The sequence below is a fragment of the Paenarthrobacter sp. 10L420 genome (assembly GCF_056395385.1).
On sequence record NZ_JBFTJK010000005.1, the window covers coordinates 33,550 to 51,447 of the forward strand.

Sequence of the window (17,898 nt, forward strand, 5' to 3'; positions counted from 1 at the left end):
GGTGTTCACTTCGTTTCGGTTTTCAGGGAGGTTCGGGTCAGCGTTGCGGCTGCCTCATAGAGGTGTTGGAGGTGGGCAAATGTGCCATGCGCCTCGACGGCCAGGACGTCAGGGACTTCGACGCTGATCGGCGTGTCCGGGAAAAGGTCCAGGATCTCCCCAAGGGGGAAGACACCCTCCCCTGGCGCTAGCCTCTTTGACCGGGATTCGATCTGCCGGGGGGATCCGTTGACGTCCTGTCCCAAGGGCATGGCACGCGGGACCGGCAAGTCCGGGGTGTCGGCTGGGCCGTCACACAGCTGGATGACAGTCACAGCCCCTGCAGGCAGATGCTCCAGTTCCGCAATCCTGCCGCCGGCACGCACGAAGTGAAGAACATCGAGCATGATTCCGCATCCCGTCTGCTGGACAAGCAATCCCGCCGCAGGCACGGTTGCCAGGGGCTGGTAGGAGATCGGCTCAACGGAGGGCCTGATCCCGAACGCGCGGGCATCTTCGACCAGCGCCGCAAGGCTGTCCCTTAGCCGGCCCCCATCCGGATCACTTCCGATCACGTTCAGAACACTCGCACCCAGGGCAGCTCCCGCTTCAAGCACGGGCTCCCATTCGGCGCGTCCACGATTCCCGTTGAGCGTGAATACCTCCACATCACGCACCGCCACTCCCGTCCCTGCGAGACGATCAAGCGTGTGTACAAACATGGTGGAGCCAACCGCCATGCGGTAGGTCGATTCGCCCTTGGTCGCCGGGTAAACGCGGATGCCGACAGAGGTGAAGCCGGCGTTAGCCGCAGCCTGGACCAGTTCGGGCGGACTCAGATGCAACGCTGACAAGTGGGCCAGACCAATGGTTCTGTTCATAACTTCCGTCCTGCTCAATGGGTGTTTGACCGCGATCCAACGATGCGCGTATGATCAAAATCACTAAATGACTGCGTAGTCATTAAAGCACCTATCCCACTCGCCGGCAAAGGTGCCGAGCTACAGAAAGGTTGCGGTGAACCGCAATGACGACTCGCCAAACCCCCAGCACAGGGAGCACTGCCGCCATGAGCACTCCCACCCATCCCCCGGTAACGATCAGCGCCAGGGCAGGCCGCCGTGCAGCACTGGCCAGCACAGTCGGCGCAGTCGTTGACTGGTACGACTTCTTTCTCTATGGCACAGCCGCTGCCGTTGTCTTCGGTCCCCTGTACTTCCCGTCCGACAACCAAGTTGCCGGACTGCTGGCATCCATGGGTTCCTTCGCCGTCGGGTTCCTGTTCCGCCCACTGGGCGGGGCCATCTTCGGCCACTTCGGTGACAAGTACGGCCGCCGCACCATGCTCTTCATCACCGTCATCATGATGGGCCTGGCCAGCACGGCCATCGGGTTGCTCCCCGGTTACGCTGCCATCGGTGTCGCCGCGCCCATCCTGCTGGTGACCCTGCGGGCCATCCAAGGAATGGCTGTCGGCGGGGAATGGGGCGGAGCCGCCCTGATGGCGGTGGAAAACGCACCCGCAGGTAAGCGGAACTTCCTGGCGACCGGCGTCCAGATCGGCTCATTCGTCGGCTTGCTGCTCGGCACCGCGGCGTTCTCGCTGGTCACCGCCATGACCACCCCTGAACAGTTCCTCGCCTGGGGCTGGCGACTGCCATTCGTGATCAGCATCCTCTTCGCCCTCGTCGGCCTTTGGATCAGGGCAGGCGTGCCGGAATCAGCGGAGTTTGCCGCAGCCAAGGAAGAACACAAGGCCGCCCAGGCACCTTTGGCCGAAGCCCTGCGGACGAGCCCCAAAAAGATCCTGGCAGTGATCGGAATGCGAATGGTGGACCAAAGCACCTTCTACATGGGCTTTACGTTCTCACTTGCCTATGTCAAGAACTTCACTGATACCCCATCCTCAACCGTCCTGACCGCTTCCATGGTCGCCATGGTCCTGGCCATTCCCTTCCTTGCCCTCTGGGGCCGACTCGCCGACAAGTTCGGCCGGAAATGGTTCTACATCATCGGCCCACTGGCCGCAGCGCTTGCAGCAGCCCCGTTCTTCGCGGCCCTTGAAAGCGGCGATCTGTTCCCGATGATCCTTGGCTTCGTCGCGTTGATCAACCTCGGACACAACATCTCGACCTGCGTCCAGCAAACGTGGTTCACCGACATGTTCGACGTCCGGATCCGATACAGCGGCGCCGGATTTGCCTACGCACTGGCTGGCGCCGTCGGCGGTTTCATTCCCCTGATCGCCACCGCCCTGATGGCAAGCAGCGGCAGTTGGGTCCCGGCAGCAGCACTCCTTGCAGGGCTTTGCCTCATAGCACTGGTCTCAAGCCTTTGGTCCTATAAGTGGGCCAACAAAGAACACCGCTAAACCCAAAGCAGTACCCATCCCCCAGCAACAGACAGGAGGCAGGTGCGTGCCACCGCGCACCTGCCTCCAGCCCGTACACGAGACCAACAAACAACATTGAAGGCCAGAACCGAGTGAAGACCACCAAAACCATCGAATCAAGCGCAACCTCCGGGACCACGTTCGACTGCGACGTCCTCGTCATCGGATCGGGCGCAGGCGGCCTTTCAGCAGCGGTCACAGCGGCCTACCACGGGCTGAAAGTCATCGTCGTGGAAAAAGCAGACGTCTGTGGAGGTGCCACGTCCTGGTCCGGCGGCTGGGCCTGGACCCCAGGTAACCCCTTGGCCAAAGCAGCCGGAATCAACGAGGACCGGGAACTCTTCCGTACCTACCTGCGCCACCGCATCGGCAAGAACTACAATGCGGAAAGGATCGAGGCCTTCCTTGAAGCAGTTCCCCACATGGTCGGGTTCTTCCATAACAAGACCAGCCTCCAATTCGTCCCCGGGGCCAAGATCAAAGACATCTATGGCCAGACCCCTGGCGCGGGCACCGGAAACCGCTCTGTCGGCCCCAAACCCCTCAATGCACGCAACATCAAGCCGGAGCTACGGGCAAAGGCGCGCCACCAGCTCTACGAAACCTCATTCCTGGGCATGGGCATCATGGCCGGACCTGATCTCACTAAATTCCTCTCCGCATCCCAGGGCAACATCCAAGGCCTGCTCCATGCAACATGGCGGGTGGGACGGCATGTTCTGGATCTGCTCATCCATCGTCGCAACATGCAACTCGTCAACGGCACCGCCCTCACCGCCAGGCTGTTGAAGTCAGCTGACGATCTTGGTGCTGACATCCGCGTCTCCACCCCGGCCAAACACCTCCTCACCGACGAGGCAGGAAAGGTGAGCGGCGCCGTCGTACATTCACCTGACGGAAGCTACACCATCAACGCGGCGCGCGGCGTCGTGCTCGCCACGGGCGGCTTCCCCAACGACGTGGCACGCCGCGCTGAACTATTCCCCAAAACCCCCACTGGCAATGAACACTGGACCCTGGCTCCCAGGGAAACCACCGGAGACGGCATAACGATGGCGCAGGCCATCGGCGCCAGCTTCGACACCAACGTCGAATCGCCTGCCGCCTGGTGCCCGGTCTCCCTGGTTCCCTACCGCAACGGCCGCACAGGAACATTCCCGCACATCATGGACCGGGCCAAACCAGGCAGCATCGGCGTGCTCCGCAACGGCAAACGTTTCGTCAATGAAGCCAACGGCTACTACGACTACGTCGAAGGAATGTTCAAAGCAACGCCCGACGGCGAACCGGTCGAAGCCTGGCAAATCGCCGACGCCGCCTACGTCCGCAAGTTCCCCCTGGGAATGGCCAAACCACGCCCCGTCCCACTATTCCCCTACCTCCGATCCGGCTACCTGAAAAAAGGCGACACGATCGAAGAACTGGCCACCGCCTGCGGCATCGACCCTGAAGCCTTGGCACAAACCGTGGCGGACTTCAACGAAAACGCCCGCAAAGGCATCGACCCCGAATTCAACAGGGGAACCACCGAATTCAACCGATACGGCGGAGACCCTAAGAACACACCCAACCCATCTCTCCGACCCCTGGAAAAGGGTCCGTTCTACGCCGTCAAGGTTCTCCCCGGCTCCTTCGGCACCTTCGCAGGCCTTGCCACAGATCCACGCGCACGTGCCTTGGACAACGCAGGGCGAGCCATCAATGGACTCTACGTCGCCGGCAACGACCAAGCCTCAGTCATGGGTGGCCACTACCCCGCAGGAGGGATCAATCTCGGCCCCGCCCTCACCTTCGGATACATCGCCGGACGCGAGCTGGCCGGGGTCAGCGACTACGAAGACGAAGGGCGATCAGCCTAGGCCTGTCGAACCTTGCCAATAGTAACCACTGCGGTTACTATTCATTGACGTATTCCGGCCTCTGCAGCGGCTGTTGCATGCGCAACCGCGGGAAGCCCGTCCATGGAACACACAAGACAGACTGGAAGAGACTATGACGAAGGACCTCATGGAATACAGGCAGCCCACACGCGTTTCCTTCAACAGCGGGTGGTCCGTTCGCCCCAAAATCGGCTTCTTCTCGGAGCTGCGCCCCGGCCAGGCGTCACCGGAATCCGTCCGCCTACCCCACGACGCACTCGTGGGATCGGTGCGGATTCCCAGCGATAACGGGTCGAATACAGGCTACGTCCCCGGGGGTGCGTTCGCGTACTCGAAGGAGTTCGATGTGCCATCCGAGTGGAGCGGCCGCCACGTCGCCGTCGACTTTGAAGGCGTCTACCGGGACGCGATGGTTTTTGTTAATGATGACTTTGTAGCCCAACGCCCTTACGGCTACTCCGGTTTCCGGGTAGACATGACCCCGCACTTACGCCACGGGGAACGAAATGTTATCCGGGTTGAGGCACGCGCACACGAGGACTCCCGCTGGTACAGTGGCGCGGGCATTTACCGTGATGTCTGGCTCACTGTTGCCGGCGAGGTCCATCTCGACTACGCGGGCGTCCAGATCACCACCCCTGACCTCGATGCTGACTTGGGCGTCGCAGCCGTAGCGACGACGCTGCGGAACTCCGGGACCCGACCACGAACAGTGCGGGTCCGCGTTGACATCCTCGATCAAGAACAAGCTTTGGTCGCTCACACGGAGGCACCCATAACTGTCCTTCCCGCTGAGCCCGCAGTGCTGCGTCAACGTCTGACCATTGAGAAGCCGATGCTGTGGGACGTTAACCATCCGAACCTCTATACGGCGGTGACGCGCGTCTTCGACGGCGGCGATGAGCTTGAGCTTTCCACCACTGCGTTTGGCTTCCGCACTCTGCAGCTGGATACCGCGCACGGCCTGCGCCTGAACGGACGGACCGTTAAACTGCGGGGCGCGTGCATTCACCATGACAACGGACCCCTCGGCGCAGCCACCATCCGCAGGGCAGAAGAACGCCGCGTCGAGCTGCTCAAGAAGGCCGGATTCAACGCCATCCGCAGTAGCCATAACCCTCTTAGCCCCGCAATGCTCGACGCTTGCGACCGTCTAGGGCTACTTGTCATCGATGAGGCCTTCGACGTTTGGACCGAGTCCAAATCATCCTTTGACTATTCACTGCGATTCGCTGACTGGTGGGAGCGGGACGTCGAAGCGATGGTGCTCAAAGACGCCAACCACCCCAGCGTCATCATGTATTCGATCGGGAATGAAATTCCCGAGACCGGAAACTCCCTGGGCGCCGTGTGGGGCAGGCGCATCACTGAGAAGATCCGTCAGTTGGATCCCACCCGCTTCACCACGAACGGCATGAATCCGATGGTCTCCGTCATCCACCGCCTCGCCGAGGCGGGCAGGAACATGGAGGGTGGCGTCAACTCAGCCATGAATCAGATGGGCGATTTGATGAAGGACATCGCGACGTCGGACCTGGTCACCAACAGCACTGAGGAGTCTTTTGCGGTAGTCGACGTTGCCGGACTCAACTATGGAGAGAGCAGGTACGAGCTGGACCGTGAGCTGTTCCCGAACCGCCTCATAGTGGGGACCGAGACTTTCCCTGCGAAGATCAGTGAGAACTGGGTGGCCATTGAACAGCACCCTCATCTCATCGGCGACTTCACCTGGACCGGATGGGACTACCTGGGCGAGGCCGGTATAGGACGCGTCAACTACGCTGACGAAGGACCCCAATCCTTCGGCGCACCATTCCCGTGGCGGACCGCGTGGTGCGGGGACATCGACATTACCGGACATCGCCGGCCTGTTTCCTACTTTCGTGAAATTGTGTTCGGTCTCAGGGCCGAGCCCTACATCGCAGTGCATCCCCCCGAAAATTTCACGCGGGAGGCACGCCCCACTCAATGGTCTTTCAGCGACGCAGTTGCAACATGGGATTGGGATGTTGCCGAGGGAGCACCGATGCGCATCGAGGTTTACAGCGCAGCGCCTGAGGTGGAACTGCAGGTCAACGGCAAGAGTGCAGGAGTCCGCCCGGCAGGCCCCGCGAACGGGTTCAAGGCGATCTTCGAAACCGAATTCGCCGCTGGCGAGGTAGCGGCTATTGCCCGAAATGCCGACGGATCGGAGGGAAGATGGAGTCTCTCGACTCCGGAGGGCTTGCCCACGCTCCGGGTACAAACCGATCGTTCTATCATCGACGCCTCCGATAGCGATCTCGCGTTCGTCGACATATCCCTGGAAGACGATGCGGGCCGTGTTTTCAGGCAGGGGGCGGAGTCCTTCTCTGTCGCGGTGGAAGGCGACGGCGTGTTGCAAGGTTTCGGCAATGGGAACCCGCAGTCACAGGATTCCTTCCGCTCAGACGCCTGCAACACCTACGAGGGAAGGGCGCTGGCAATCGTGCGCCCCACCGGAGCAGGTGAAATCACCGTCACCGTGAAAGGCGCGAACCAAACGGCCACGATCACTGTCACAGCCGTGGACCGCCTGGTGGATGCCCTGGTGCACTGAGTGCGGTTCTACCAATCTTGTCAATTGACGTACTGACCCCGCCGCTGCTGGAAGCCATCACGGCGGGGTCAATGCGTCAGGACCCAGGACTGCCCGGATGTTCCATTCCAAATGGGCTCGGATGTCGAACTCGGGTCCGTGCTGCCACTGGAATTGCAAACCTTCCCAGCACGCTAGGAGAACGCGGGCTGCCACGTGCGCATCTATGTCGGCCGGCACCTTGCCTTCGTCCTGCAGGCGTTCAATGTCGGTCGCTATGACCTGCAGGGATCGGGCCAATCGCTCCTGGAAGTAGGGGTTCGCAGGGTTTTCCCGATCGACGGCGGCGCCCGCCATTTCCGCATAAAGAAGCGGGATGTGGGGGCGGCGAACACCTACTTCCGCGCGATGGCCCATATCAGCGATAGCTCCGGCCTCATGACCAACGCTGCGAATGTTCTCGTCGTCAAACTGCTTCAAGGCCGAGATCCACAGACTTTCCTTGGTGGGGAAATGGTAGAACACCGTCGGCTCGCTGGCCCCGGCCATTTGGGCGACCTCGGAGACCGTGACATTCCGATGCCCCTTCGCCTGCACAAGATTCAGCGCCGCCGCGCTGAGCGCTTCCCGGCGCTTGTTCGACTTTGCGTACTCCCCCCGCTTTTCCGCCACATCAAGTCCCTTCGTGAAAACTATTGATTCGTTTCAAACCTTAACGCTATCCTCTAAACAGAAATTATAGTTGACTCAGAATTCGGGTCAAAGCGTCGAGGAGGCAAAGATGCCCAAACACCGTCAACCCCTTAAAGTGACACGCCCTAGCCAGATGTTCTCTGACGGCCTGCATGGGGTACGCGCATGAAAATCAACCGGCGCAGCACTGTGTGCCGTCATAATCCCGTCCTCACACAGGCGCACGCTACCAACACGCTGAGCGTGGGCAACGGCGATGTCGCGATGACTGTGGACATTTCCGGTCTGCAGACTTTTCCGGCGTTTCACGAACTCCGTCCCGATCCACTGCGGATTGCCGATGATGGCAGTAGGGGTTTGCCTGAACAGCAGGTACGGCGCTTTAACGTGGACGACTTCCAAATCCCCCTTCGCACTCAATCGAGCTGGGGCTGGTACAGCACCCGAAGCGGACAGGAGTTTTCTCTGGAAGATGCCACCACCATGCACCAAACCTCCAGGGGCCCGGTACCCTACCTGGACCGAATGGGGCTACAGCGCGCCGCCGACCCGATTCCCGGCGAACTGACGGCAAGTGCTTGGTTCGCCTTCAACCCCAGAAGGATGCATCTGGGCCGCCTCGCGCTGGACGCAACCGAGGCAGGTCCCCGGATTGGCCATCCGAACGAACTGGAGGGCGCACACACTGAACTCGACTTGTGGTCTGGCACAGTAAGTGCCGGTTATCAGCTCCAGGGCGTACCCGTCGAAGTAGCCACCACGGCGCATCCCACCGAACAATGTTTCGCCACGAGAATCAGATCAGAACTGCTGCGAAGCGGACTGGCGGTGTCCTGGATTTTCGACCCCCAGCGCGATGACTTGGCCCCGTTCGAACTCCCGCTGGCCGAGAGCGTGTGTTGGGAAGAGACATCACCCGGGACATGGCTGGCCCGCAGAGTTGTGGAATCCACAACCTACGAAGTTCGGGTGGAGACAACAGGTACGTTATGCCTGCTCGACGGCGGGACCCGCGTGATGGCGGTCACCACTGAGGACGAGCTCGAAGTCGTCGTTACCCTAAGGTCCGTTCCGGGGCCTCAACCGGCGGACTCTCCACACTCTTTTGAGGCTGTCAGTACAGCCGCCGCTTCTGCATGGGAGGACTTTTGGCTGAGCGGTGCCGCAGTTAGCTTCGACGGAAGCACCGACGCACGCGCCACGGAGCTTGAACGGCGGGTTGTGTTGTCCCAATACCTCCTCGCGGTGAACAGCGCTGGAGGGACGCCACCTGCAGAAACAGGGTTGAGTTACAACACCTGGTGCGGGAAGTTCCACCTCGAAATGCATTGGTGGCATGGCGCCCACTTCCCGTTGTGGGGGCGCGGGGCACTCCTTGAACGTAGCCTCGGCTGGTACCACACAGCCCTCCCGGCTGCCCAGGAAACGGCCAGCCGCCAAGGATACAAGGGTGCCCGTTGGCCGAAGCAAACAGACCCGTCAGCCCGGGAATCGCCCAGTCATATCGGCGTGTTCCTCATATGGCAGCAGCCACACTTGATCCACCTGCTCGAACTTCTGTACAGCGAGGGCCGCGAACAAGGATTCCTCGAGGAGCATTACAGGCTTGTTGAAGCGACAGCGGACTTCATGGCCGACTTCGTTGAAGAGCACGACGGAACCTTTATCCTGCCACCGCCGCTTATCCCTGCCCAGGAAAGCTACCTCGTTGACCGGGCTACAAACACAGATCCCACCTTCGAACTCGCCTACTGGTCCTGGGCGCTGAATGTTGCCAATGAATGGCGGCAACGGCTGAACCTACCGGTACGTGAGGACTGGGACGTTGTCGGCCGCCGCATGCATCAACCCCGGTTGATGCCCGACGGAACATACGCTGCCTTGGCGACTCCGCCTTACCTGCTGCGCAAAGACCATCCCTCCATGCTGATGGCCCTTGGCTGGTTGCCCGACACGGACATTATTGATCCCGGGGCCATGCGCGCAACCCTTGACTCCGTGTGGCTCAATTGGGACCTTCAATCCACCTGGGGATGGGACTATCCCGTCATGTCGATGTCGGCAGCACGGCTGGGAGACATGGAGAAGGCGATTCAGGCACTGCTTCTGCCGTCGCCGAAGAACCAGTTCCTCGTCAATGGGCACAATCCCCAGATCCCAGGCTTCCTCACTCTTTACCTTCCTGCCAACGGTGGCCTCCTGGCTGCGATAGCCCATCTGGCCCTTGCCGTTGAACGTGGAGCAGCACTCCCAGCAGGTTGGCGACTCGCCGTCGAGGGTTTCAACACTCTGCCCCGCTTCAGCGGATACGCCGTTTCCCCCCATTCAAGCCGCTAGAACCACGCTTTTTCCTTCCATCACCAATGAGAGAGGCAGCTATGCGCTCCGCGTTCTCCACCACCCCGTGGTACGGCGGTGACTACAACCCCGAACAGTGGCCCGAATCGATATGGCCTGAAGACGTTCGCCTGATGAAGGCTGCAGGAGTCAATCTCGCAACTGTTGGCGTTTTCTCCTGGGCCATGCTGGAGCCGAAAGAGAACCAGTACGATTTCGAGTGGCTCGACCGGACCTTGGACAATCTCCACACCGGGAACATCCGCGTCGATCTTGCAACGGCGACGGCTTCGCCTCCGCCATGGTTTTCCTTGGCCTATCCCGAGTCACTTCCGGTGACAGCCGACGGCGTCCGCTTGGCCCCGGGCTCACGCCAGACATACTGCCCGAGCTCGCCAGCTTACCGTTCAGCCGCGGGACGGCTCGCACGAAAGCTTGCCGAGCGATATGGTCAGCATCCCGCGCTGGCCCTATGGCATATCAACAACGAGTACGGATGCCATGTGGCCCGCTGCTATTGCGACGAATCGGCGGCAGCTTTCCGACGCTGGCTTGAAAAGAAATACGTCGACGTCGACGGACTCAACCATGCTTGGGGTACAGCCTTCTGGTCCCAGCGCTACGGGTCCTTCGCCGAGGTCTTGCCTCCGCGGACGACAGCAGCCTTCGCAAACCCCACCCAACTGCTCGACTTTGACCGCTTCAGCTCTGACGAACTGCTCGGCTGCTTCCTTGCCGAGAAAGCCATACTGCGCGAAGTAACGCCGGACATACCTGTGACCACCAACTTCATGGGTGTCTTCCGCGGTGCGGACTACTGGCAATGGGCGCAACACGTCGATGTCATTTCGGATGATCTGTACCCCGATCCTGCAGACCCTGACGCGCCCCTCGGCGCAGCCATGGCGCGCGACCTTATGCGGTCCTTGGGCAGGGGCAAGCCGTGGATCCTGATGGAACAATCCACTGGTGCTGTTATCACCCGGCCAGAGAACGCCCCCAAGGCGCCAGGGCAGATGCGGGCATTGTCCTACCAGGCCATGGCCCGCGGAGCCGACGGAATACTCTTCTTCCAGTGGCGCCAGTCCGGAGTGGGCGCAGAGAAATTCCATTCGGCGATGCTGCCCCATTCCGGCACCGACACCCGCATCTGGCGCGAAGTAGCCCAGCTCGGGCACGAGCTGGACAGGCTCCCCCACCTCATGGGCAAACACGTCCCCGCCCAGGCGGCGATCGTTTTCGATTGGAACAGTTGGTGGGCCTTGGAGCAGCGCGGGCAACCAGTCGAATCCAGCTATCTCGCCCTCGTAGCTCCTTGGCACACAGCCATGACAAGGGCCGGCATTGTGGTCGATTTCGTTCGCGGCGATGAGGACCTCGCCGCATATCCCCTCATCATCGTCCCCAACCTCCTCGTAGCAACAGACGCCCAACTTGACGCTCTGGACAAGGCCGCCAACTCCGGATCGACCGTTTTCGTCACAGCCCAATCGGCGATCCTCGATGAGTCCCTGCATGTCCGGCTGAACGGCTATCTTGGCAAGCTGCAGCAGACCCTGGGGGTGTGGATCGAAGAGTTCGTACCCCTTGCGGCTGCATGGCAGCGACCCGGCTCCATCCCGGTTCGGCCGGACGCGACCATCCCTCCAACTGTAGAAGTTCTCGGTGAGGTATTTCCCGGCGGCCGCGCCACGGGTCTTGGATGGAGTGAAGCGGTACGAATCCTCGACGCAGAGGTCAAGGCGCACTTCGGACAAGGCCACCTTGAGGGAATGCCTGCCCTCACGCGTCGATCCACGGGGAACGGCGCAGCGTGGTATTTGGCCACCCGTCTGGAACCCCGCGCGATGACGAATCTGGTCCACACACTGCTCGCCGAGGCAGGGATCGCATTCAACGCGGCTATGGAGATACCCGACGGAGAAGGATGGGTTGAGACCGTCCGGCGCGGCGAAGTGAGCTTCGTGATCAACCATGGCTGCGTTCCTGTATCTCTTACGGCCAGAGGCAGAGACCTGCTAAGCGGAAGCCCGACAGCTGGAATGGTCCTTGAACCGCAAGGTGTGGCGGTCATCGAGCACCAGGAAAACACATCCAGGGCCTACGTCGAACCATCTTCCGCCCTGGGGGAGCAACCAACGTGCCTATGAAATTAGCTGTCCGCCCGGTCCGCCATTCTGCAGGCCCGGCACCTCCGCGCCTGCAGGGCAACCTTGACTCCTTCCATGAACCACAGACTAAGAACTCCCCCAAATCCTTACGTCCTTTTCAAAGGTGAGAATCCATGCGTAAAAACAGCAGTACCCCAGCAAGTCCGGCAGCTGTCCGACGTCGGGCTGTTACCGTCGGCGCCGTCGCAGTAGCCGCTTCACTCTTCCTCCAGGGCTGTTCCGCCGGCGGCGGTTCAACGAGCGCGTCCGGTGACAGCTCTGGTGCCGTTGAGTTGACCTTCCTTAACCAATCCCGTGGACAGGAAGCGGCCCTGAATCAGCTAGCGGAGCAGTACTCCAGGGAGAAGGGCATCAAAATCACCGTTGATTCGCCCGGCCCGACAGACTATCTGCCCAAGCTGCAGGCAAAAGCACAGTCAAAATCGATGCCTGATATCTACTCCTCTTTCAATGCCACGGACATGGCGCCCTTCTACAAAGCCGGCTGGGCGATGAACCTTGAATCCGAGTTGCAGGGAGACTGGGGTAAGAACTTCAGCCCCGCCGTGATCAAGATGTCCACGTTCGCAGATGGGAACAACCTGGGTGTTCCCGCCGGAATCTATACGGCGCATTGGGAAACCCAGACGTATGGGCTCCTTCTGGACACGGCGGCGACCGGCATCGACCCCGGGGCCCTGCCAAAGACGTCCAGCGAACTCATCTCAAAGCTCGCCGCGGCCAGCAAGAACGGCCAGGGTACCTTCTCTGTCGCCGCCTCGCTGACGCCCCAGCTGATCCAGGGTTTCGCCTCAAACTGGCTGACGGACGACGAGATCTCCGCGACGTTTGACGGTAAGGCCAGCTGGAAGTCCGACGGGTGGCGCAATGCCTTCCAACTGCTCGTGGATTTGAAAAAGGCCGGCGTTATTGCCAACGGCTCCCTGACAGGCGGCCAAAATGACAACCCCACCGTGGAAGGATCATTCTTCAGCAAGCATGAAGTCGGCGCCATTTTCGACGCCTCCCCTGGCGTCTCGGTCGGATTCAAGACGGCCCCCGACTACAACAGCTTCATCTCTTTGACCGTTCCGCCGGCCGCCAACGGCAAACTTGCACCCCGTTCACCGGGCCTTCCGGGAAAGGGCGCAGTCATCAACCCGAAGGGCAAGCACCCAAAGGAAGCGCTTGAGTTCGTCAAGTGGCTTACTGCCCCTGCACAGCAGAAGGTTTTCGCTGAAGTGGGTCACATCATGCCATCGAACCCTGAGCTGCTGGCAAGCGGGACACTTTCGCCCCAACTTTCCGGATTCGGGGCAGGTGTTAAGGACATGCAGGTTCTGCCGAACACCATCAAGACCAACGTGAACACCGCTATCATTCGGGATGCACAGGGCCTTGTCCTCGGCGAGCTTACGATCGACCAGGTCCTGGATGACCTGCAGGCTGCCCAGGATAAGAGCTGATGTCCCCCCAACTCGCAACATCTGCCTCGCGGCGCTCCTTCGGGGCGCCGCGACGCAGAGGCAGCGCGCGAAAGACGCTGCTCGGGCTATTGTTCCTCTCCCCCGCAATCGTTCTGATCGCTACGTTCACCATCACTCCGTTCGCCCAAGCCATCCTGCTCAGTTTCCAGAGCTGGGACGGTGTCAGCCCGGACACGCCCTTTATCGGCTGGAAGAATTACGAGTCAGTGTTCAAGAACGAAGCGTTCTGGGCATCGATGCAAAACGTCGCAGTCTTCGCTCTGGTCGGTTTCTTCATCGGTAACGGTCTCGCGATCGCCATGGCCGTGGCAGTGAACAAAGTGGTACGAGGAAAAACCTTCTTCCGGACAGTCTTCTATCTTCCCGGAGTCCTCTCGGTCGTCGTCGTTGGTTTGATCTTTACGTCGCTCTTCTCACCGCAATCCGGAGTCCTCAATCGTTTGCTCGAGATCGTGGGACTCGGCGCCTTCCAGCAGAACTGGCTCGGCGATCCTGCCCTTGCGTTGCCATCGGTCATTGCGGTGTTCATCTGGTTCCATTGGGGCTTCGGATTCCTGCTTTTCCTCGCAGGACTGCAGGACATTCCCTCCGAACTTTACGAAGCTGCGGAACTGGACGGGGCAAGGGCGTGGTCGAAATTCCGGTACATCACCTGGCCGCAGCTTGCGCCTGTCACTACCATCGTCAGCTTGCTCACCCTTCTGGCGGCACTGCAGGTCTTTGGCACCGTCCAGGTGCTGACGAACGGAGGACCGGGCTATCACACCATGGTTCCGACCCTTCAAATTTATGCTGAAGCCTTTACAAACCACGAGTACGGCAGCGCTGCCGCCATGTCGGTTGTCTTCGGCGGTGCCCTCGTGCTGCTCTCTCTGATTCAGCTTGCCGTCTCAACCAGGCGGTCTCGGGCATGAGGACACATCAATCAGTCGAAAGAAGCCTCTGATGTCAGTGAAGAACACCGAAGTCGCCGAACATCGAACCCGCATTTCTGACGCAACTGCACTGCAGGATCATCGCGTGCGCGTCCGGAGGAGTCGAATCCGGCCTGACAAAATCGGTCTGTACGGCCTGCTGATAGTTGCTGCGCTCATAGCGCTCTTCCCCCTCCTGTGGATGGTTTCCGGCTCCCTCCAATCGCTGGAGGAGTTGCTTGCAGGAAAAAGCCTCGTGCCCCTTGAAGCGCATTGGGAAAATTACGTCACGGCATGGGTGCAGGGCGACCTCGGAATGTACCTGCTCAACAGCATTACGTACACGCTGACCGCGGTCGCGGGGATTCTCGTGGCATCGAGCATGGCCGGCTACGCGCTTGCCCGCATGGAGTTCCGGGGCAAGAGCATCTTCACAGTGGTGATTCTCGCCGTCATGATTATCCCGGCCCCTGCTATGTTCCTCGCCCAATACCGTCTACTGACCGACCTCGGGCTCACCAACAGCCGGGTAGGTTACGTCCTGATCCTCATCACTTCAGGTGTTCCCATGGCCACGTTGATCATGCGCAGCTTCTTCGCCAGCCAGCCCAAGGATCTAGAGGAAGCGGCCGCTCTTGATGGCGCTTCCTCCCTCAGGATCTTCGCCAGCGTTATCCTCCCCTTGGCCAAGCCGGGCCTGGCGGCAGTAGCTGTAATCCAGGGACTGGCCGCATGGAACGAGTACCTCATGGCCCTCGTTCTCTTCGATGACAATTCACTCATGCCCATACAGCGAGGCCTGACCAGCTTCGATTCGGCAGAAACACCGCAACAACAAATCCTCCTGGCGGCAACTGCGATATCGATTGTTCCTGTCATAATCTTCTATCTGCTGGCGCAGCGGCACATCGTCAAAGGAATCGGGGCAGGCGCCATCAAATAATCAAAGCAGGAAACGACGACGGCGTCAGTTGGCAACGGTAGGTGCGGCAAGGACCGGACCGGCTACTTCTTCGGAGGCCTCCGCCCCGGTTTCTCCCGTTCGTTTCGCTTCGGCTCTCAAGCCGACGAGAGCGCCAAGCAGGACTGCGAGAGGTACAAGGAGCGCGAGGAAAATGGCCGAGAGACTCAGTCCGGCACCTATCAGGGTGCCGCCGGCCGCTCCTCCGGCGGCCGAACCAAGGCGTGCTCCGAGTTCTGTCATTCCGACGCCGGTGCCGCGGACCGCCGTCGGGTAAGCAGCAGTGGCGAGGATGTTGCGTGTAGGGCCGAAGCCTGTCGGCAGGATGAAGCCGGCGATCGTGAAGAGCGGCAACAACGTGGAAAACCCGGGACTCGGTACAAGAGCGATGACCAGGGTCATTGCTACGGACATTCCAAGGACGAGGCCAATGGTCAAGTATCGGGATACCTTGGTCAAAATGGCCCCAAGGACCAGTCCACCAAGAACGCTGGAGAATCCATATGCACCTACGATGGTGCTGCTCTGCACCGTGTTGAGGCCGGGGACGGGCTGCTGGAGGAGCGTCGGAAGATACTGGGCGATCAGCAACTGCGTACCGAGCGAGAAGAACCCGAAGACCCAGAGGAGTATGGTCGTGACGGCAAAGCGTTTGGAGACAACGACTTTAAGGGCTTCCTTAGTGTCTCCCTTTGCCGGTGGCGTCAGATCGACATGTGCGAGATCAACCTTCGGAACAAGGCGCGCCAGTCCCTGTTTCGCTCTCTCAGTCGCCCCACGGGCGGCATGGAAAGCAGGCGGTTCGGGCACGAGGAATGCAAGCATAATGATGATGAGGACCGGGGCAAGGCCGCCTGCAACGAGAAGCGCCCTCCAACCGCCACCGGGTATCAGCAGGCCGGCGAGTGCTGCACCAACCGTCGTTCCCAGTCCTACGCCCGCATATGCTGCCGCAACCATTGCCCCGCGCCGCCTGGCTGGAACCAGATCAGCAAGGAGAGTGACGCCGGTTGGCATTACGGCGCCGATGCCGAAGCAAGCCACGAGCCGCCACATGGTGAAAGCGGTGAAATCCGGGGATGTTGCCCCTAGCGTCGTTGCGATGGAGAAGAGGCCGGCGGCGCTGGTCAACACTGTCTTTCTTCCCAGCACATCAGCAAGACGTCCGGCGATGATCGCGCCGATTCCCATAGTGATGAAGCCAGCAGTCACGATGAGGGTGATACCGCCGCCCACAGAGACACCCCACTCCTTCACAAGCGAAGGGAAGGTGTGGCTGATAATCGTAACTTCCATCCCGTCTGCCAGGAGGACGAGCGTAATGAGTGTGAAGTAGGCCCAATGGCGCCAGGTAAGGCCGACGGAGTCAGTGAAAGAGGACAAACTCTGCTTTGATTCCGGGAATGCGGTCATGATCCAATGAACCTCTCTGTTCGCAGCGCCGCTTGTTCGATAAGTTCGGCTTCGGTGCCGGGAACGAGACCCTGCTCGGTAGCGGTCGGTGCGGCTGCGGGCGGGAAGGCCTCCAGCATCGACTGCGGCAGTTCCCTGTTCCGGTAGAGATCGTTCGCCCCGAGGGCAGGGGTCCAGCGGTTTGGCTTCCAGTCAGGCACGTAGTTACGGTATCCGCCGGTATTGACCTCAATACGTAGGCCGCTAGCCTCCCGGAAGTACAGGTAATCCTGCTCACCGATACCGTGAATGCCTGGACCGAACTCCATAGGTGTGCCGTCCTCGATGAGGAGGTCCGCCGCGCGGGCCAGCTCAGCCTGGTTATCCACCCAGAAGGCGTAGTGATGAATGCGACCGGGACGGTCGGAAGCATCGAGCAGAATTCCCAGATCGTGTGACTTCTCGTTGGTGGTCAGGACCCCAAAGAAAGTGATGTCCGGGTGCTCCAAGCCTGCGAAGGCCATGATGCGGAAGCCCAGCGTCTCGTTGTACCACGTGGCAAATCCCTCAACATCGGAAGCGGCGATCGTGACGTGGTCCAGTTGGCGGGGCGCGATGCCTTGGTTGCTTCTTTTCGAAGGCCGATCGGGGTATGTCGAAGCGAATTCGCCTTCGCCTTTGTACAGGTCGACTTCCCAGAAAAGCTGCATTGTGTGGCCGTACGGTCCGGTAAAGACGTAGGAGCGCCCGAGGCCTTCTCCTGCATCCTTCCATTTTCCGGCGTACTCGGTGGCGTCAAGCCGGCGGGCAGCTTCCTGAAGTGCCTCGTCGCTTGACGTGCGCCAGGCCATCGAGACCATTCCAGGCTCATTTCCGGGAGTCAAGACCACGCTGTACGCGTAGTAGTCACCCCAACAACGGAGATACACCTTGCCGTTTGCACGGTCCACGACACGAAGACCAACCTGCTCTTCGTAATAGCGGACGGATTCCTCGAGATCGCTCGCGAAAATCTCGATGTGGGAAAGATGTGAGAGGAGGTGGATCATCGTCGATCCTTTCTGTAAAGCCGTATCAAATTTCCATTGCTTGTTATCTGCCGGCTATTTCAGTGTGAGTTGGGTCATAACTATTGGGAAGCGGGATTTTCCAATAG

General features: G+C 60.3%; 12 protein-coding genes. 8 read left to right on the top strand and 4 right to left on the bottom strand.

Features of this window, described 5'->3' with window-relative positions; genetic code table 11:
• Positions 1 to 5 precede the first annotated feature (5 nt).
• Positions 6 to 860 (bottom strand): sugar phosphate isomerase/epimerase family protein, encoded by an 855-nt coding sequence (locus tag AC1DD5_RS09915; protein WP_477521305.1) that lies wholly within the window; start codon positions 858 to 860, stop codon positions 6 to 8.
• 188 nt (positions 861 to 1,048) lie between these two features.
• Between AC1DD5_RS09915 and AC1DD5_RS09920 the strand changes: the two genes are divergently transcribed.
• From AC1DD5_RS09920 to AC1DD5_RS09930, 3 genes are all read left to right on the top strand, one after another.
• The gene (locus tag AC1DD5_RS09920; protein WP_477521306.1) at positions 1,049 to 2,350 is read left to right on the top strand and encodes an MFS transporter; all 1,302 of its coding nucleotides are present in this window, start codon (positions 1,049 to 1,051) and stop codon (positions 2,348 to 2,350) included.
• Positions 2,351 to 2,463: 113 nt separating this feature from the next.
• The gene (locus AC1DD5_RS09925) at positions 2,464 to 4,230 is read left to right on the top strand and encodes an FAD-dependent oxidoreductase (protein WP_477521307.1); all 1,767 of its coding nucleotides are present in this window, start codon (positions 2,464 to 2,466) and stop codon (positions 4,228 to 4,230) included.
• Between the two features lie 133 nt (positions 4,231 to 4,363).
• The gene (locus AC1DD5_RS09930; protein WP_477521308.1) at positions 4,364 to 6,829 is read left to right on the top strand and encodes a glycoside hydrolase family 2 TIM barrel-domain containing protein; all 2,466 of its coding nucleotides are present in this window, start codon (positions 4,364 to 4,366) and stop codon (positions 6,827 to 6,829) included.
• A 57-nt stretch (positions 6,830 to 6,886) separates the two neighbouring features.
• Here AC1DD5_RS09930 and AC1DD5_RS09935 read toward each other — a convergent pair whose 3' ends face one another.
• Positions 6,887 to 7,480, bottom strand: a complete 594-nt coding sequence (locus AC1DD5_RS09935) for a TetR/AcrR family transcriptional regulator (protein WP_477521309.1) — start codon at positions 7,478 to 7,480, stop codon at positions 6,887 to 6,889.
• Positions 7,481 to 7,666: 186 nt separating this feature from the next.
• Between AC1DD5_RS09935 and AC1DD5_RS09940 the strand changes: the two genes are divergently transcribed.
• The 5 genes from AC1DD5_RS09940 (at position 7,667) to AC1DD5_RS09960 (ending at position 15,332) form a co-directional block, all read left to right on the top strand.
• The gene (locus AC1DD5_RS09940; RefSeq protein ID WP_477521310.1) at positions 7,667 to 9,838 is read left to right on the top strand and encodes a hypothetical protein; all 2,172 of its coding nucleotides are present in this window, start codon (positions 7,667 to 7,669) and stop codon (positions 9,836 to 9,838) included.
• 26 nt (positions 9,839 to 9,864) lie between these two features.
• On the top strand, positions 9,865 to 11,988 hold the full coding sequence (locus tag AC1DD5_RS09945) for a beta-galactosidase (protein WP_477521311.1): 2,124 nt from the start codon (positions 9,865 to 9,867) through the stop codon (positions 11,986 to 11,988).
• A 134-nt stretch (positions 11,989 to 12,122) separates the two neighbouring features.
• Positions 12,123 to 13,454, top strand: coding sequence for an ABC transporter substrate-binding protein (locus AC1DD5_RS09950; RefSeq protein ID WP_477521312.1), 1,332 nt, complete (start codon positions 12,123 to 12,125; stop codon positions 13,452 to 13,454).
• Positions 13,454 to 14,389 (top strand): carbohydrate ABC transporter permease, encoded by a 936-nt coding sequence (locus AC1DD5_RS09955; RefSeq protein WP_442015741.1) that lies wholly within the window; start codon positions 13,454 to 13,456, stop codon positions 14,387 to 14,389. The genes AC1DD5_RS09950 and AC1DD5_RS09955 overlap by 1 nt, the downstream gene beginning before the upstream one ends.
• A 31-nt stretch (positions 14,390 to 14,420) precedes the next feature.
• Positions 14,421 to 15,332 carry a carbohydrate ABC transporter permease gene (locus AC1DD5_RS09960; protein WP_477521313.1) on the top strand — a complete coding sequence of 304 codons (912 nt, stop codon included), beginning with the start codon at positions 14,421 to 14,423 and terminating at the stop codon, positions 15,330 to 15,332.
• A 24-nt stretch (positions 15,333 to 15,356) separates the two neighbouring features.
• Here the strand turns inward: AC1DD5_RS09960 and AC1DD5_RS09965 are convergent, their stop codons facing one another.
• Positions 15,357 to 16,763: an MFS transporter gene (locus AC1DD5_RS09965; RefSeq protein WP_477521314.1), complete on the bottom strand. Its 1,407-nt coding sequence runs from the start codon at positions 16,761 to 16,763 to the stop codon at positions 15,357 to 15,359.
• The gene (locus AC1DD5_RS09970; protein WP_477521315.1) at positions 16,760 to 17,791 is read right to left on the bottom strand and encodes a VOC family protein; all 1,032 of its coding nucleotides are present in this window, start codon (positions 17,789 to 17,791) and stop codon (positions 16,760 to 16,762) included. The genes AC1DD5_RS09965 and AC1DD5_RS09970 overlap by 4 nt, the downstream gene beginning before the upstream one ends.
• Positions 17,792 to 17,898: the final 107 nt, after the last annotated feature.

Bases quoted from the DNA above. Each gene is read 5' to 3' on its own strand.
- AC1DD5_RS09915 (WP_477521305.1), bottom strand. From the start codon at position 860: ATGAACAGAACCATTGGTCTGGCCCACTTGTCAGCGTTGCATCTGAGT.
- AC1DD5_RS09930 (WP_477521308.1), top strand. From the start codon at position 4,364: ATGACGAAGGACCTCATGGAATACAGGCAGCCCACACGCGTTTCCTTC.
- AC1DD5_RS09955 (WP_442015741.1), top strand. From the start codon at position 13,454: ATGTCCCCCCAACTCGCAACATCTGCCTCGCGGCGCTCCTTCGGGGCG.
- AC1DD5_RS09945 (WP_477521311.1), top strand. From the start codon at position 9,865: ATGAGAGAGGCAGCTATGCGCTCCGCGTTCTCCACCACCCCGTGGTAC.
- AC1DD5_RS09970 (WP_477521315.1), bottom strand. From the start codon at position 17,791: ATGATCCACCTCCTCTCACATCTTTCCCACATCGAGATTTTCGCGAGC.
- AC1DD5_RS09950 (WP_477521312.1), top strand. From the start codon at position 12,123: ATGCGTAAAAACAGCAGTACCCCAGCAAGTCCGGCAGCTGTCCGACGT.
- AC1DD5_RS09940 (WP_477521310.1), top strand. From the start codon at position 7,667: ATGAAAATCAACCGGCGCAGCACTGTGTGCCGTCATAATCCCGTCCTC.
- AC1DD5_RS09920 (WP_477521306.1), top strand. From the start codon at position 1,049: ATGAGCACTCCCACCCATCCCCCGGTAACGATCAGCGCCAGGGCAGGC.
- AC1DD5_RS09960 (WP_477521313.1), top strand. From the start codon at position 14,421: ATGTCAGTGAAGAACACCGAAGTCGCCGAACATCGAACCCGCATTTCT.
- AC1DD5_RS09965 (WP_477521314.1), bottom strand. From the start codon at position 16,763: ATGACCGCATTCCCGGAATCAAAGCAGAGTTTGTCCTCTTTCACTGAC.